This is a genomic window from Micromonospora sp. CA-111912, assembly GCF_050948415.1.
In the GTDB taxonomy this organism is placed as follows: domain Bacteria; phylum Actinomycetota; class Actinomycetes; order Mycobacteriales; family Micromonosporaceae; genus Micromonospora.
Window position 1 is genome coordinate 2513924 of record NZ_CP192007.1, and the last position, 14963, is coordinate 2528886.

The 14963-nt window shown below is 74.3% G+C and carries 12 protein-coding genes and 1 pseudogene; 10 read left to right on the forward strand and 3 right to left on the reverse strand.

Translation table 11 applies throughout. The features are described 5' to 3' along the window. Window positions 1-4: 4 nt before the first annotated feature. From ACQPZO_RS10505 to ACQPZO_RS10530, 6 genes and pseudogenes are all read left to right on the forward strand, one after another. Entirely contained in the window at window positions 5-967 is a 963-nt protein-coding gene (locus ACQPZO_RS10505; protein WP_433349247.1) for a TIGR03885 family FMN-dependent LLM class oxidoreductase, read from the forward strand. Between the two features lie 37 nt (window positions 968-1004). After that, entirely contained in the window at window positions 1005-2576 is a 1572-nt protein-coding gene (locus ACQPZO_RS10510; RefSeq protein WP_433349249.1) for a Na+/H+ antiporter, read from the forward strand. Then, window positions 2576-2833, forward strand: a complete 258-nt coding sequence (locus tag ACQPZO_RS10515; RefSeq protein ID WP_396673978.1) for a UBP-type zinc finger domain-containing protein — start codon at window positions 2576-2578, stop codon at window positions 2831-2833. Before ACQPZO_RS10510 ends, ACQPZO_RS10515 begins: the two co-directional genes overlap by 1 nt. Window positions 2834-3019: 186 nt before the next feature. Next, window positions 3020-3385 (forward strand): annotated as a pseudogene (locus tag ACQPZO_RS10520) (snapalysin family zinc-dependent metalloprotease); the annotation flags it as partial. 45 nt (window positions 3386-3430) lie between these two features. Continuing rightward, window positions 3431-4150 (forward strand): S1 family peptidase, encoded by a 720-nt coding sequence (locus tag ACQPZO_RS10525; protein WP_433350928.1) that lies wholly within the window; start codon window positions 3431-3433, stop codon window positions 4148-4150. A gap of 184 nt (window positions 4151-4334) precedes the next feature. Continuing rightward, the gene (locus ACQPZO_RS10530) at window positions 4335-4493 is read left to right on the forward strand and encodes a hypothetical protein (RefSeq protein ID WP_433349251.1); all 159 of its coding nucleotides are present in this window, start codon (window positions 4335-4337) and stop codon (window positions 4491-4493) included. A 179-nt stretch (window positions 4494-4672) separates the two neighbouring features. Here ACQPZO_RS10530 and ACQPZO_RS10535 read toward each other — a convergent pair whose 3' ends face one another. Further along, window positions 4673-7294: a glycoside hydrolase family 9 protein gene (locus ACQPZO_RS10535; protein ID WP_433349252.1), complete on the reverse strand. Its 2622-nt coding sequence runs from the start codon at window positions 7292-7294 to the stop codon at window positions 4673-4675. A gap of 222 nt (window positions 7295-7516) precedes the next feature. Between ACQPZO_RS10535 and ACQPZO_RS10540 the strand changes: the two genes are divergently transcribed. After that, window positions 7517-8245 (forward strand): PP2C family protein-serine/threonine phosphatase, encoded by a 729-nt coding sequence (locus tag ACQPZO_RS10540; RefSeq protein ID WP_433349254.1) that lies wholly within the window; start codon window positions 7517-7519, stop codon window positions 8243-8245. A 60-nt stretch (window positions 8246-8305) separates the two neighbouring features. On the opposite strand, the gene hrpB is transcribed toward ACQPZO_RS10540, so the two are convergent. Continuing rightward, complete coding sequence (gene hrpB / locus ACQPZO_RS10545; protein WP_433349256.1) at window positions 8306-10840, reverse strand: ATP-dependent helicase HrpB; 2535 nt, start codon at window positions 10838-10840, stop codon at window positions 8306-8308. 306 nt (window positions 10841-11146) lie between these two features. Between hrpB and ACQPZO_RS10550 the strand changes: the two genes are divergently transcribed. The 3 genes from ACQPZO_RS10550 to ACQPZO_RS10560 are packed head-to-tail and all read left to right on the forward strand — an operon-like array spanning window position 11147 to window position 13932. Continuing rightward, window positions 11147-11773, forward strand: a complete 627-nt coding sequence (locus ACQPZO_RS10550) for a GOLPH3/VPS74 family protein (protein WP_433349258.1) — start codon at window positions 11147-11149, stop codon at window positions 11771-11773. 42 nt (window positions 11774-11815) lie between these two features. Continuing rightward, complete coding sequence (locus tag ACQPZO_RS10555) at window positions 11816-13342, forward strand: APC family permease (RefSeq protein ID WP_433349260.1); 1527 nt, start codon at window positions 11816-11818, stop codon at window positions 13340-13342. After that, window positions 13339-13932 (forward strand): GNAT family N-acetyltransferase, encoded by a 594-nt coding sequence (locus ACQPZO_RS10560; protein WP_433349262.1) that lies wholly within the window; start codon window positions 13339-13341, stop codon window positions 13930-13932. Before ACQPZO_RS10555 ends, ACQPZO_RS10560 begins: the two co-directional genes overlap by 4 nt. A gap of 181 nt (window positions 13933-14113) precedes the next feature. Here ACQPZO_RS10560 and ACQPZO_RS10565 read toward each other — a convergent pair whose 3' ends face one another. Further along, on the reverse strand, window positions 14114-14941 hold the full coding sequence (locus tag ACQPZO_RS10565; RefSeq protein WP_433349264.1) for a SigB/SigF/SigG family RNA polymerase sigma factor: 828 nt from the start codon (window positions 14939-14941) through the stop codon (window positions 14114-14116). Between the last annotated feature and the right edge of the window lie 22 nt (window positions 14942-14963).

A 14963-nucleotide genomic window follows, 5' to 3' on the forward strand; every position in this document is an offset into this window, starting at 1 on the left:
GCTCATGACGGTGTTCGGCTTCCACGCGTCCCACGAGCAGATCCACCCGGCCAAGCTGCTGGAGGCGGTGATCCACGCCGAGCGGGCGGGCTTCGACGCGGCCATGTCCTCGGACCACTTCTCCCCGTGGAGCGCCCGGCAGGGCCAGTCCGGGTTCGCCTGGTCCTGGCTCGGCGCCGCCCTCCAGGCCACCGACCTGCCCTTCGGCGTGGTCAACGCGCCGGGGCAGCGGTACCACCCGGCGATCATTGCGCAGGCGATCGGCACTCTCGGTGCGATGTACCCGGGCCGCTTCTGGGCTGCCCTGGGCACCGGCGAGGCCAGCAACGAGCACATCACGGGGGACGCCTGGCCGCGCAAGGACGTCCGCACCGCCCGGCTGCGCGAGTGCGTCGACGTGATCCGGGCGCTGCTGGCCGGCGAGGAGGTCAGCCACGACGGCCTGGTGACGGTCGACCGGGCGAGGCTGTGGACCCGCCCCGAGCAGCCGCCCGCGCTGATCGGCGCGGCGGTCAGCGTGGCCACCGCCCGCTGGTGTGCGGAGTGGGCCGACGGGCTGATCACCGTCAACGCCCCCACCGATCACCTCCGGCAGATGATCGACGCTTACCGGGACGCGGGCGGCCGGGGGCCGCTGCACCTGCAGGTGCACGTGAGCTGGGCGCCCGACCAGGCCGAGGCCGAGGCCCTCGCGTACGACCAGTGGCGCAGCAACGTGTTCGCCCCGCCGATCTGCTGGGACCTGGACACGGCCGAGCATTTCGACGCCGTCTCCGCCGACGTGCCGCTGGAGAAGGTGACCTCGACGGTCAACGTCTCTGCCGACCTCGGCCGGCACGTCGGGTGGCTCCAGGAGTACGTGGAGCTGGGCTTCGACCAGATCGCCCTGCACCACGTCGGGCAGGAGCAGCGGGCCTTCATCGACACCTTCGGCGCCGAGGTGCTGCCGAAACTGCGAGCGGCGTGATCCGCCCGGACGGGGGCGCAGCCTAGGCTCGTACCCCATGGAGTCACTGTTCGAGGTCGTCGTCTTCCTCGCGATCGCGACGCTCGGCGCGGCGCTGGCCCGCAGGCTCGGCCTGCTGGCGCCGATCCTGCTGGTGGTCGTCGGCCTCGTACTCTCCTTCGTGCCCGGCTTCCCCCAGGTCCGGCTCGACCCGGATCTGGTGCTGGTGGGCATCCTGCCGCCGCTGCTGTACGTGGCGGCGCTGGAGACGTCGGTGCCGGCGTTCCGGCTCAACCTGCGGCCGATCCTGCTGCTCGCCGTCGGCCTGGTGATCTTCACGGCGTTCGCCGTCGGCCTCGTCGTGCACCTGCTGCTGCCGGCGGTGCCGTTCGCGGTCTGCCTGGCCCTCGGCGCGGTGGTGGCCCCGCCCGACGCGGTGGCCGCCACCGCGATCGCCCGGCGGATCGGGCTGCCCCGCCGGGTGGTGACCATCCTCGAGGGCGAGAGCCTGATCAACGACGCCACGGCGCTGGTGCTGCTGCGGGTGGCCACGATGGCGACGATCGGCACCTCGGTCGGGGTCGGCGACGTGGCCTGGGAGGTGGTGGCGGCCACCGGCGGCGGCATCCTGGTCGGGTTGGCCGGCGTGGTGGTCTTCGGGTTCCTGCACAAGCGGATCAGCGACGCCGTGCTGGACAACGCGCTGTCGCTGATCGTGCCGTTCGCGGTGGTCTTCGCCGCCGAGGCGATCCACGCCTCCGGGGTGGTCGCGGTGGTGGTGACCGGGCTCGGGATCGGGCACCGGATGCCGATGCTGATGTCGGCGGCCTCCCGCCTTCAGATCGGCGCGTTCTGGCGGCTGACCCGGTTCCTGCTGGAGGGGCTGGTCTTCCTGCTCGTCGGCCTGCAACTGCGCGAGGTGGTGCGGGACCTCGACGAGCCGCTCGGCTTCCTGACCGCGATCACCGCGGCGGTGCTGGCGACCGTCGTCCTGGCCCGGTTCGTCTGGATCTTCCCGGCCACCTACCTGGCCCGGCTGGTGCCCCGGATCCGGCAGCGCGAGACGAGGCCGTCGGCGAAGTTCCCGATCGTCATCGGCTGGGCCGGGATGCGCGGCGTGGTGACCCTCGCCGCCGCGTTGGCCCTGCCACTCACCCTCGCGGAGGACCGCCCCTACCCCCGGCAGTTGTTCATCTGGCTGGCCTTCGCGGTGATCGTGGTGACGCTGGTCGCCCAGGGCGCCACCCTGCCGGCGGTGGCCCGCCGGCTCAGGCTGCCGCCGGACGACCCGATGCAGGACGCGCTCTCCGCGGCCGGCGTCCAGCAGCAGGCCAGCCGGGCCGCCCGGGAGCGGCTCGACGCGCTGGCGGACAGCGCGCCGAAGGCGGTCGTGGACCGGCTGCGCCGGGGGCTGGAGGACCGCACCAACCTGGCCTGGGAGCGGCTGGGCGGCGCCGTGCGGGAAACCCCGTCCCAGGCGTACGGTCGGCTGCGGCAGGAGATGATCGACGCGGAGCGGGAGGTGTTCCGGGCCGCCCGCGACGCCGGCCGGATTCCCGAGGAGGTGCTGGTGCGGGCCTACCGTGACCTGGACCTGGAGGAGTCGTTGCTGCGACAGGAGACCGAGTGATGAGCTGCCAGCATCTCACCGAGGCAGGTGCCGTCGAGCCGCTGACCACGGCGGAGTGCCCCGACTGCGTGGCCGTCGGCAACGACGACTGGGTGCACCTGCGGGCCTGCCTGGCCTGCGGGCAGGTGGGCTGCTGCGACTCCTCGCCGTACCAGCACGCGACGAAGCACTTCGAGGCCACCGGGCACCCGGTGATGCGCTCGATCCAGCCGGGCGAGGCGTGGCGCTGGTGCTTCGTCGACGAGGAGATCGGCTGACGCCTCCCGCGCTCCGTGGTCGTATGACGCAACCGCTATGCGCCGGATCGACCGAGGTCGAATTATTGTCGACGCACATCGATGGAGGCGGCAGCGCCGCCGTGATCCAGAGGAGTGCGTGTGATCCGACGACACCTGCTGCGCACGGTGGGAGCCGTGGCCGCGGTGGTCCTGTCCGCGGCCGGCATGCTGGCCGCCACCGGCACCAGCGCGTCCGCCGTCCGCACCGTCTACTACGACGCCAGCCGGGCCGGCGAGTTCCGTACCAACTTCGACCAGGCCGCCCAGATCTGGAACGGCAAGGTCAGCACCGTCCGGCTGCTGCCCGCCACCCCGGGCAACATCACCATCTACGTCGACGCCGGCTGGCCCCGGGCCCAGACGACCTCGCTCGGCAACGGTCGGGTGTGGATGGGCTGGCAGGCGGTGAACCAGGGGTACAACCGGACCCGGATCGCCACCCACGAGATCGGCCACATCCTGGGCCTGCCCGACAACCGCACCGGGCTCTGCACCGACCTGATGTCGGGCAGCAGCGCGCCGGTCTCCTGCGCCAACGCGAACCCCAGCGCCGCCGAGGCGTCCCGGGTCAACTCGCTGTTCGCCGGCGGCCTCGCCGCCGCGCCGACCGCCGCGAAGACGTACGTCTGGAACGGCGAGGAGGCCGACGGGGACATCACGCCGAACGTCGTCGGCGGCGTCCCCGCCTCGGAGAACTACTCCTTCCTGGTGTACAGCTCCGGCTGCACCGCCTCGCTGATCAAGGCCAACTGGGTGGTCACCGCGAAGCACTGCCCGACGCCGGCCTCGGTGCGGGTGGGCAGCACCAACCGCACCAGCGGCGGCACCGTCGTCGGGGTGAGCCGGGCGGTCAACCACCCGTCGATCGACGTCAAGCTGTTCCAGCTCGCCAGCTCGGTCAGCCACGCGCCGGCCACGATCCCGACCACCTCGGGAGCGGTGGGCACCGCCACGCGGATCATCGGCTGGGGCCAGACCTGCCCGACGTCCGGCTGCGGCTCCGCGCCGACCGTGGCCCGGGAACTGGACACCTCGATCGTGGCCGACAGCCGGTGCAGCGGCATCAACGCCACGTACGAGATCTGCACCAACAACACCGGCGGCGTCGCCGGCGCCTGCTACGGCGACTCCGGCGGCCCCCAGGTGCGCAAGGTCAGCGGCGTGTGGAACCTGATCGGCGCGACCAGCCGGGCGGGCAACAACAACCCTACCTGCGCCACCGGCCCGTCCATCTACGGTGACCTGCCGTCGATCCGCACCTGGATCAACACCCAGGTCGGCGGCCTCCCCGCCTGACCCTGGCGCGTCACGGCGTCACTCGACGCCACCGTGTCATCCGGCACCACCGGGGCGCCCGCTCCTCCCGCAACACGAGGGGAGCGGGCGCTCCGGCTCTCTCCTCGGCCAACGGTTTGCCTGTGGCCGGAGGCCCGCCCGTCCGGCGAGCCGGTCGCCTTCGTGGTGGTCGACATGGTCGACGGTGCCGCCCACGTGGAACGCCCCGTACTACGCCCGCTGTGGCTTCTGCGAGCTGATGCCGGAGGAGCTGACCCCTGGCCTGACCGCCGTGCTGGCCGCCGAGGCGGGGCTGGGGCTGGACCCGGCGGCCCGGGTCGCCATGCGCCGCCCGGCGGGGTGACTCGCCCCGGGCCGCGGTGGAGCTGAATCGTTTGCGACATCGGCTCCCCGTGCGGCCCACGGCGGGAACGCGGGTGATCCGTGCAGAAACACGGAAATGGTGGCCTCCCAGCGCGGGGGAGGCCACCAATTCCAGGAAATTGCGCGAGCTTGCCGTCTAGTGGGGTGAAGTGGGGTGGGTCAGGAGAGGGTGCAGGGGGAGCCGTTGACCGTGACCAGGCCGGGGGCGGGGTTGGCGCCGCCGGCGGTGGTCGCGTTGAAGCCGAACATCGCGGTGGCGCCCGGGGCGATCCGGACGTTGTACGACTCGTTCTTCGCGGTCACCGTGGCCCCGGACTGGGTCACCCTCGCCATCCACGCCTCGCGCACCCGCTGGTCGCCGGTGAACGCGAACCGGGCGGTCCAGCCGTTCACCGCGGCGGTGCCCGTGTTGCGGATGGTCACCTGGGCGGTGAACCCGGTGCCGCCGGACCAGGCGCCGTAGTTGGTGTACGACACGGCGCAGGTCGGGGCCGGCACGGCCGCCGCGTCGTCCTGGTCGGCGAGGAACGAGGCCAGCCAGGCCAGCGCCGAGTTCCAGTTGATCGCCACCTCGTTCGTCGAGTACGAGTTGATGTCGTCGATGTAGCAGAACTGCGGCTCGCAGCCGGCCAGCAGGTTCGCCGAGAACGGGTCCTGGAGGGCGGCGTTCGCGCCACCGGCCAGCGAGCCGGCCGGCGGGTTCGGCAGGGTCGGGTCGAACTGGTTGCCGAACATCCGGCTGTGCTGGTTCCGCGCGGCGTGCTCGCCCCACCCGGTCACGTACGAGATGTTGAGCGCGTTGCGGCCGAACAGGTAGTCCGCGGCCTGCACCGCCCCGTCCCGGTACTTCGAGTCCCGGGTCAGGTCGAAGGCGGTGCCCAGCACGACCGCGTGGTTGGCGATGTTGCCGTTGCCGCCCCAGAAGTAGCTGGCCGAGTCGCCGGGCATCGGCAGCCCGTACGCCTGGCCGCGCAGGATCTCCAGGTAGCGGTCGGCGGCGGCGGTCACCGAGGCGCGCACCCGGTCCCGGTCGGCGGCAGGCAGGCCGCTGGGCACGGTGGCCAGGTCGAGCCGGCCCAGCGCGGCGACGCCCTGCCAGCCGAAGCCCTGGTCGCCGAAGATCGCGCCGGTGTGGTGCTTGGAGGCGGTCACGTCGGTCAGATACGCCGGCTGGCCGGTGGTCAGGTACAGCTCCGCAGCGGCCCAGTAGAACTCGTCGCTGACGTCGGTGTCGTCGTACGCGCCGCCGCCGGTGGCGTCGGCCGGGCTGGCGTACACCGCCGGGTGGGCCTTGGCCGCCGCGTACGCGGTCTTCGCGGTGGTGCCGCAGCGGGTGGCGAACGCCGCGTCGTACGGGGCGAACAGCCGGGCGCACTGGGCGGCGACGGCGGCCAGGTTGAGGGTGGCGGCCGTGGACGGCGGGTGCAGTTCGCGCGGCTGCGGGTCGGCGGCCGGGTCGAGCGGCAGGCCGGTCCAGTTCCTGTCATGGATCTTGTGGTGGGCCATCCCGGCCAGCGGCTTGCCGGCCGGCACCTGCATGCGCAGCAGGAACTCCAACTCCCAGCGGGCCTCGTCGAGGACGTCCGGCACGCCGTTGCCGCGCTCGGGCACCCGCAGCGAGCCGTCGGCCAGACCCGCGCCGCCGTCGGCCGTGGCCGCCGTCTTGGTCCGCTCGAAGGCGTTCAGGAGCTGGTAGGTGGCGATGCCGCCGTTGACCACGTACTTGCCGTGGTCGCCCGCGTCGTACCAGCCGCCGCGCACGTCAAGGGAGTAGTCACAGACCCCCGGCTGGCAGGGCACGCTGGTGTCGCCCTGGTTGGGGGCGACGCCGAGGTGGCCGGCGGGGCGGGCGTACTCGTCGCCGACCAGGTCGCCGTCGATGGCGATGCCGCTGCGCTGGACGTAGAAGAACTGGAGGGCGTCGGCGCGTAGCTTGTCGTAGAGCGTGCCGGAGATGTCGAACGGGTGGCTGGTCTCGCCGTCGGCGACCAGGGTGTAGCCGGTGCCCGGGGTGCGGTAGGCGGAGAAGTCGACGGTCTGCACGTTCTGGCCGGACGCCTCGTCGACCCCGCGCGGGGTGCTTCGCCCGCCGGCCACCACCGCGCCGGCGGCGGAGCGGAGCTGCCAGTCGAGGGGGGCGGTGGCCTCGGTGACCACGGTGGCGTTCTTGGGGCCGCCGGGCAGGTAGCCGACCTGGTTCACCCGTACCCGGGGGCCGGTGTCCGGCTCGTACGGCTCGGGCGGCTCGCCGCCGCGCAGCGAGACGTTGTCCAGGCAGACCGTCTGCTCGGCGGCGGCACCGCCGACCTGGAAGATGAGCTGCGCGCCCGGGTTGTCCTCGCCGGCGGTGAAGGTCTTGGCGAAGTGCTGGCTGCCGCTGGTGGCGGCGGCATCCACGCTGGCGTACTGCGTGTAGGGGGCGGCGCCGAGCTGGAGGACGGCCTTGACGTTCGCCCCGGGGGTGGCGGAGATGTCGAAGGCCAGCTCGTACTCCGCGCCGGCCTCCAGCGGCACGGCGTCCTGGCCGATGCCGGCGTCCCAGGGGTTGGTCAGCCCGCCGGGGACGGTGGCGCAGAGCCGGCCGTCGGTGACGCCGAGCGGGCCGGTGCCGTAGGAGAACCAGGGGGCGACGCCCGCGCCGAAGTCGCCGTTCTTCAGCTGCTCGGGGGCGTCCGGTGGGACCTCGGCGTGGGCCACGCCGGCGGTGGTGCCGGTGAGGGCCAGGGCGGTCGCCGCGGCGAGTGCCGCGAGGCGGCGTCGGCGGCGTCGGGATGGCGTCACGGGGGTTCCTTCCGGGGGGACGGGCTGCACCAATTCCTGGGAGCGCTCCCAGTGTCGCTCCGATGTTTCCAGCGGGTGTCCGCCGTGTCAATTGAGGATGCTGAATAAACTGGACCCGTTCACGCCCCTGGTCCGGTCCGCCGCGTGAGATTCGCCGCGCCACGCGACGTCGTGGCGATCTCCTAGAGACAACTGCGCCCTCCAACTGGCAGGCTGCGTCCCATGACCCTGAAGCTGCGTTCCGTGGGGGTGAGTGACCGCGGGCTGATTCGCAGCGGCAACCAGGACGCCCTGCACTCCGGCACCTGGCTCGTCGCCGTCGCCGACGGCATGGGCGGGATGGCAGCCGGCGACCTGGCCAGCCGGATCGCGATCGACGCGGTCGGGCCGCTGGACCTGGCGACCCCGGAGGACGCCCTGGTCGCCGCCCTGCAGAGCGGGATCGAGCTGGCCACCGCGGGGATCCGCGAGGCGGTGCGGGAGGACCCGGAGCGGCAGGGCATGGGCACCACCCTGACCGCCCTGCTCTTCGCCCGAACCGGAAGCTGCCTCGCCCTGGCCCACGTCGGGGACTCCCGCGCCTACCTCTACCGGGAGGGGGTGCTCAAGCAGATCACCCGGGACGACACCTTCGTGCAGATGCTCGTCGATCAGGGCGTGATCACCGCCGACCAGGCCGCGAGCCACCCCCGCCGGGCCGTGGTCACCCAGGCGTTGCAGGGCGAGCAGGTCTCCCCGGCGTACGCGACGATGGTGCCCCGGGCCGGCGACCGGTGGCTGCTGTGCAGCGACGGGTTGTCCAACGTGGTCCGCCCGGACACCCTCGCCGAGGTGCTCGGCGCCCACCCGGACCGGGACGGGTGCGCCCGGCGGCTGATCGATCTGGCGTTACGCGCCGGCGGCCCCGACAACATCACCGTCGTCGTCGCCGACGTGGTCGCCGAGGCCTGACCCGGCCCCCTTGCGCACCCGTCCTGCCCCGCCCGGCCGGCGGCCCGGCGCGGCGGCGGGTCAGCGGCGGCGCGGGGCGGCCCGGCGGGTGGGCTCGGCGGTGGTCGGGTCCTCCGGCCAGGGATGCCGGGGGTAGCGCCCGCGCAGCTCGGCGCGGACCTGCGGGTAGCCGGTGCGCCAGAACGACGCCAGGTCCGCGGTGACCGCCACCGGGCGGCCGGCGGGGGAGAGCAGGTGCAGCAGCACCGGCACCCGACCGCCGGCGATCCGGGGCGCCTCGGCCCAGCCGAAGGTCTCCTGCAGCTTCACCGCCAGGACAGGGGCGGCCGGGTCGGCGTAGTCCACCCGGACGCGGGAGCCGCTGGGCACGGCGAGCCGCTCCGGGGCCAGCTCGTCGAGCCGGGCGGCCTGCTGCCAGGGCAGCAGCCTGCGCAGGGCGGCGGTCACGTCGACCCGGGCCAGGTCGGCCCGGCGTCGGGCGGCGGCCAGCTCCGGGCCGAGCCAGGCGTCCACCCCGGCGAGCAGCGCCTCGTCGCCCACGTCCGGCCAGTCCGGGCCGAGGGCGTGCCGGCAGAACGCCATCCGCTCGCGCAGCGCGCGCGCGGCCGGGGTCCAGGTCAGCAGCGTCAGGCCGCTGCGGCGCAGCCCGTCGCGCAGCGCCGCGGCCACCAGCGCCGGCTCCGGCCGGACCAGCGCCCGGGCGACCAGCTCGATCGCGCCGAGCCGGACCACCTCCCGGGCCACCACGTCGCCGCCGGACCAGGTCACCTCCCGAGCGGAACGTAGCAGCGGGCCGCCGGCCTCGCGGGCGGTCGCCTCGTCCAGGCCGGTGGCCAGCCGGACCCGGGCGGTCGGCGCGCCGGGGGAACGGTCGGCCACCGCGATGGCCAGCCACGTCGCGCCGGCCAGCCCCGAGCCCGGCGCCAGCTCCGCCTCGGTTCCGCCCGCCATCAGGTACGCCGACCCGCCGGCCCGGCGCACCCGGGCCAGCCGCTCCGGGTACGCCAGCCCGACCAGCAGCCCGGCGGCGAGATCGTCGGGCAGTCGGCCCTCCCCGCGTTCCCGCGCGGACGTGCGGCCGTCCGCCCCGGAGGGTAGGGCGGCGCGGAGCCGGCGCACCTCGGCACGCCAGCGGGCCGTGGCGCCCGGGTCGGCACCCGAGCGCACCCGGCGCCACCCGGCGGTCAGGTCGTCGCCCGGCCCGGCGACGGTGTCCTCGGCGAGCAGCGCCACCACCTCGGCGGCCCGGTCGGCGCCGACCACCGCTGCTCCGTCCAGCAGGGCCCGGGCCAGCCGGGGATGCGCCCCCGCGCCGGCGATCGCCCGCCCCCGGGCGGTGATCCGGCCGGCCGCGTCCAGCGCGCCGAGGGTGGTCAGGGTCTCCCGGGCGACCGTCATCGCGGCGGCCGGCGGGGGGTCGGGCAGGGCCAGCCCGCTGCCGTCCGGCTCGCCCCAGGCGGCCAGCTCCAGGGCGAACCCGGTGAGGTCGGCGGTGGCGATCTCCGGCTCCGGTTGCGCGGCGAGCCGGGCATGGCTGGCCTCCGACCAGCACCGGTACACGTGCCCGGGGGCCTCCCGGCCGGCCCGGCCGGCCCGCTGGGTGGCGGCGGCCCGGGACACCGGCACCGTGACCAGCGCGCCCAGCCCTCGGGCCAGGTCCACCCGGGGCACCCGGGCGAGCCCGGCGTCGACCACCGTCCGGACCCCGGGGACGGTGAGGCTGCTCTCCGCCACGGCGGTGGCCAGCACCACCCGCCGCCGGTCGGCGGGACGCAGCGCGGCGTCCTGCTCCGCCCCGCGCAGCCGGCCGTGCAGCGGCAGCAGGGCGACGGAGCCCCGCAGGTCGGCCAGTCGGCGGGTCACGGCCGCGATCTCGCCCACCCCGGGCAGGAAGACCAGCACGTCCCCGTCCCGCTCGGTCAGGGCCCGGCGTACGGTCGCCGCGACGTGGTCCAGCAGCGCCGGGTCGACGCGGCCGGCCCCGGAAGGGGTGACCGGCCGGGGCGGCGGGGCCCAGACCCGGGTCACCGGGTGCAGGGCCGAGGCGGCCCGGACCACCGGGGCGGGCGTGCCGTCGGCGCCGAGCAACTCGGCGAACCGGTCCGCGTCCGGGGTGGCCGACATGGCGGCCAGCCACAGGTCGGGGCGCAGTGTCGCCCGCGCCTGGACGGTGAACGCCAGCGCCAGGTCGGCGTCGAGCTGCCGCTCGTGGCACTCGTCCAGCAGCACCGCGCCGACCCCGGGCAGCTCCGGATCATGGTGCAGCCGGCGTACCAGCAGGCCGGTGGTGACCACCTCGACCCGGGTGGCGGGGCCGACCCGGCGCTCGCCGCGCACCGCGTACCCGATCCGGTCGCCGACCCGCTCGCCGAGCAGGGCGGCCATCCGGTGCGCCGCCGCGCGGGCGGCCACCCGGCGGGGCTGGGCGATCACCACCCGGCCGGCGACCGCCCCGGCCACGGCCAGCGGGGCGAGGGTGGTCTTCCCGGTGCCCGGGGGCGCCACGAGGACCGCGCCGCCGGCCGCGCGCAGCGCGTCGAGCAGCGCCGGCAGCGCGGGCCGGACCGGCAGGTCGAGGGGTACGTCGTCGAGCACCCACCTACTGTCGCACCGACGGCGCGGGCGTCCGTCGGGGCGTACCGCGTCGAGGCCGGCGGGTGGGTGTGCCGCGTAGCGCTCTCGATCAACGCCTCGGCGTCGTCCCCGGGCGACCCGGTAAAGCGCCGGCGCGGCGCGGACGATCGGGTCGGCGGTCACCCTCCGAGTCCGTCTCGACAAGATCCGCAGGTCGCATGTGCACGGAGTGCAACTGCCAAGACTGGGAGTTGCGTTGCAAACAGAGGGCGTGCATCCTTTCACCCGGCGTTGATCTGTTGTGGACAATCCGTTCGGGAGGCTCGTTTGCTCATCGCCGACGAGTTCTATCTGATCGCCCACAACGACAGCCGGGGCCGGGCGAAGCTGCACCCCAGCGCGGCGGGCATCTGCCTGGCGGCCGGGCTCCTCGGCGAGCTGGTCCTGTCCGGCCGGATCACCGTCAGCGCCGGCAACGTGACGGTGATAGACCGTCGCCCGCCGGCCGACGCCCTGGCGCACACCGTGCTGGACCAGCTGATCGGCGAGCCCCAGCACCAGTCGGTCCGCACCTGGCTGAGCTTCCTCGGGCAGTCCGCGGCAACGTCGGTGGCGGAGCGGCTGGCCCGGGCCGGGGTGCTGCACCGGCAGGAGAGCCGTCGGCTGCTGCGCACCACCATCGGCTACGTACCGATCGACCTGAACGCGGTGGCCTGGCCGGCCACCCGGCTGCGGGCCCTGCTGGACCAGCCGGAGCCGCCGGCCGTGCCGGACGCGCTGCTCTTCGGCCTGGTTTCCGCCGCCGGGCTCACCCGCGAGGTGCTGTGGAGCGCCAACCCCCGCGCCCACCACCGGCTCGGCGTCCTCATCCCCGCGTTGCCCCCGCCGCTGAAGGAGCTCGTCGCGCACGCCGAGGCCGCCGTGGGCGCGTCGGTGCTGCGCGGCATGCCCTGACCGGCCGGGCCCTCACCCCTCCCTGGAACCGGAGCACCCCCAATGTCCCCAACAGCGACCGTCCAACGACCGAGCAACGTCTCCGACGCGTTGGCCCGCGGTCGGCTCGGTGTGCCGTCGGTGATCTTCTTCGTGCTGTCCGCGGCCGCCCCGCTGACCGTGGTGGCCGGCGTGGTCACCACCGGGTACGCCGTCACCGGCGTCACCGGCATGCCGCTGGCCTTCCTGGTGGTCGGGGCGGTGCTCGCCCTGTTCTCCGTCGGCTACGTGGCGATGGCCCGTCGGGTGGAGAACGCCGGTGCGTTCTACGCGTACGTCTCCCGAGGGCTGGGCCGGCCGGCCGGCGTCAGCGCGGCCTGGATCGCCATGATGTCGTACAACGCGCTCCAGGTCGGGCTGTACGGCGCGATCGGAGCGGCGGCCTCCCCGGTGCTGCAACGGCTCTTCGACGTCGACCCGGCCTGGTGGGTGGTGGCGCTGGCCGCCTGGGCCATGGTCGCCGTGCTCGGCCTGCTCCGGGTCGACGTCAACGGCATGGTGCTCGCGGTGCTGCTGGTCGCCGAGATCGTGGTGATCCTCGTGTTCGACCTGGGGCAGCTCAGCCACCCGGCCGGCGGCTCGGCCAGCTTCACCGCCCTCTCCCCGGCGAGCCTGCTCGTCCCGGGCGCGGGCGCGCTGCTGGTGATCGCCGCGACCGGCTTCGTCGGCTTCGAGTCCGCGGTGGTGTTCAGCGAGGAGAGCAAGGACCCGAAGCGCACCGTCCCGATGGCCACCTACCTGTCGGTGGCCATCATCGCCGGGATCTACGCCCTGTCGTCGTGGACCATGACCGTGGCCACCGGCCCGGACCAGGTCTCCGCGCAGGCTGGCGAGCAGAGCGTCGAGCTGATCTTCAACCTGGCCGGGGCGCACCTCGGCGACACCGCCGTCACCATCGGCCAGGCGCTGTTCATGACCTCCGTGCTGGCCGCGATGATCTCGTTCCACAACACCACCGCCCGGTACATCTTCGCGCTCGGCCGGGAGCGGGTGCTGCCGGAGGCGTTCGGGCGGACCTCGCCGCGTACCGGGTCGCCCCGGGTCGCCTCGCTCGCGCAGAGCGTCCTCGGCCTGCTGGTGATCCTGCTGTACGCGACCAACGGCTGGGACCCGGTGCGCCAGCTCTTCTACTACACCGGTGTCGGCGGCGGCTTCGGCGTGCTGCTGCTGATCGCCACCACCTCCATCGCGGTGATGGCGTACTTCGCCCGCACCCGCGTCGAGGAGAGCCTGTGGCGGCGGTTGGTCGCCCCCGGGCTGGCCGCCGTGGCGCTGGTCGCCATCATCATCGTGGCGTTGGACAACTTCGCCGTCCTGCTCGGCGTGGCACCCGACTCACCGTTGCGCTGGGGCGTTCCGGCGGCGTTCCCGGTGGTGGCGCTGCTCGGCCTGCACTGGGCGCTGGTGCTGCGCCGCAGACGGCCGGACGCCTACGCCCGGATCGGACTGGGCGCGGAGAGCGCGGCCATGCTGGTCACGCCGGGTCCTTCCGGTGAGCAGGTTCCGGTGGGGACGGGGGGTCGGCGGTGAGCGACGTGCGCGTCGAGCGCCTCGGCGCGGCCGAGACCCGGCTGGTGGCCGAGCGGATCGCCCGGGCGTTCCTGGTGCTTCCGGTGAGCCGGTGGCTGGTGCCGGACGACTCCGAGCGGGAGGCCGTGCTGGCCGGCAACTTCGAGATCTTCGTCGGGCACGCAATGGCGCACGGCCAGGTGTACGCCACCGCGGACCGGGCGGCGGTGGCCGTGTGGTTTCCGCAGGTCGGCGACGAGGTCCCGCCGCCGGTGGACTACGACGCCCGGCTGGCCGCCGCCTGCGGGGAGTGGGTCGAGCGGTTCCGACACCTCGACGTGCTGTTCGCCGCCAACCACCCGCACGCCGCCCACCACCACCTGGCCTTCCTCGCCGTCGCGCCGGACCGGCAGGGGCAGGGGCTCGGCTCCGCGTTGCTGCGGCACCACCATGCCAGGCTGGACGCCGACGGGGCGCCGGGCTACCTGGAGGCGAGCAGCGAGATCAGCCGGGACCTGTACGCGCGGCACGGCTACCGGGCGCGGGACAGCTTCCGGCTGCCGGACGGCACGCCGTTCTACCCGATGTGGCGGGAGCCGGCGGGGGGCTGACCCGGCGGGGGGCTGACCCGGCGGGGGGCTGACCCGGCGGGGGGCTGACCCGGCGGGGGAAGGACCGGAGCGGGCAGGGCCAGCACGGCCGGCACGGCGAAGGCCCGGTCGGCGCATCGCCGACCGGGCCTTGCGGGTTCACCGGTGGTCGGGCCCGCCGACCGGACCACCGGTGGTGCCCCTAGTACGTGCCGTCGAGCTGCCCGCGCAGCTTGGTCAGCGCCCGGGCCAGCAGCCGGGACACGTGCATCTGCGAGACGCCGATCTGGTCGGCGATCTGCGACTGGGTCAGGTTGCCGTAGAAGCGCAGGGTGAGGATCTTCTGCTCGCGCTCGTCCAGCGTGGCGAGCGCCGGGCCCAGGGCCACCCGCAGCTCGGCCAGCTCGAACTCGCCGTCCTCGCCGCCGAGCATGTCGCCCAGTTCGGTGGCCCGGTCGCCGTCGCCGGTCGGGGTGGACAGCGACACCGCGTTGTACGCGCGGGCGCCCTCCAGGCCCTCCAGGACCTCTTCCTCGGTGACCTTGAGGTGGGCGGCGATGTCGGCGACCGTCGGGGAGCGACCCAGCGTCTGCAGCAGCGAGCTGTTGGCGTCGGAGATGGCCAGCCGCAGCTCCTGGAGGCGACGCGGCACGCGGATGTCCCAGGTGCGGTCGCGGAAGTGGCGCTTGAGCTCGCCGATGATGGTGGGGATGGCGTAGCCGGCGAAGTCGACGCCGCGGGACGGGTCGAACTTGTCGATGGCCTTGATCAGGCCGATGGCGGCCGTCTGCGCCAGGTCGTCGGTGGGCTCCCCCCGGCCGCTGTAGCGGTGGGCGAGGTGGTTGGCGAGCGGCAGCCAGGCTTCGATCGCCCTGTCCCGCAGTGCGGCGCGCGACGGGTGGTTGGCGGGCAGCGCTGCCATCGCGTTGAGGACGTCGGCCGCGCTGTCGGTGAGCGCTCGCGGGTCCAGCTTCTTGGTGGCGACGGCCGGCGCTGTCTTCGTCTGCTCGCTGATCGTTGGCGCGGTCATTCGGTGGTCCTCCCTGCACCTC

Coding starts and splice junctions, on each gene's coding strand:
- ACQPZO_RS10510 (WP_433349249.1), top strand. CDS start 1,005: ATGGAGTCACTGTTCGAGGTCGTCGTCTTCCTCGCGATCGCGACGCTC.
- ACQPZO_RS10565 (WP_433349264.1), bottom strand. CDS start 14,941: ATGACCGCGCCAACGATCAGCGAGCAGACGAAGACAGCGCCGGCCGTC.
- ACQPZO_RS10505 (WP_433349247.1), top strand. CDS start 5: ATGACGGTGTTCGGCTTCCACGCGTCCCACGAGCAGATCCACCCGGCC.
- ACQPZO_RS10515 (WP_396673978.1), top strand. CDS start 2,576: ATGAGCTGCCAGCATCTCACCGAGGCAGGTGCCGTCGAGCCGCTGACC.
- ACQPZO_RS10555 (WP_433349260.1), top strand. CDS start 11,816: ATGTCCCCAACAGCGACCGTCCAACGACCGAGCAACGTCTCCGACGCG.
- ACQPZO_RS10540 (WP_433349254.1), top strand. CDS start 7,517: ATGACCCTGAAGCTGCGTTCCGTGGGGGTGAGTGACCGCGGGCTGATT.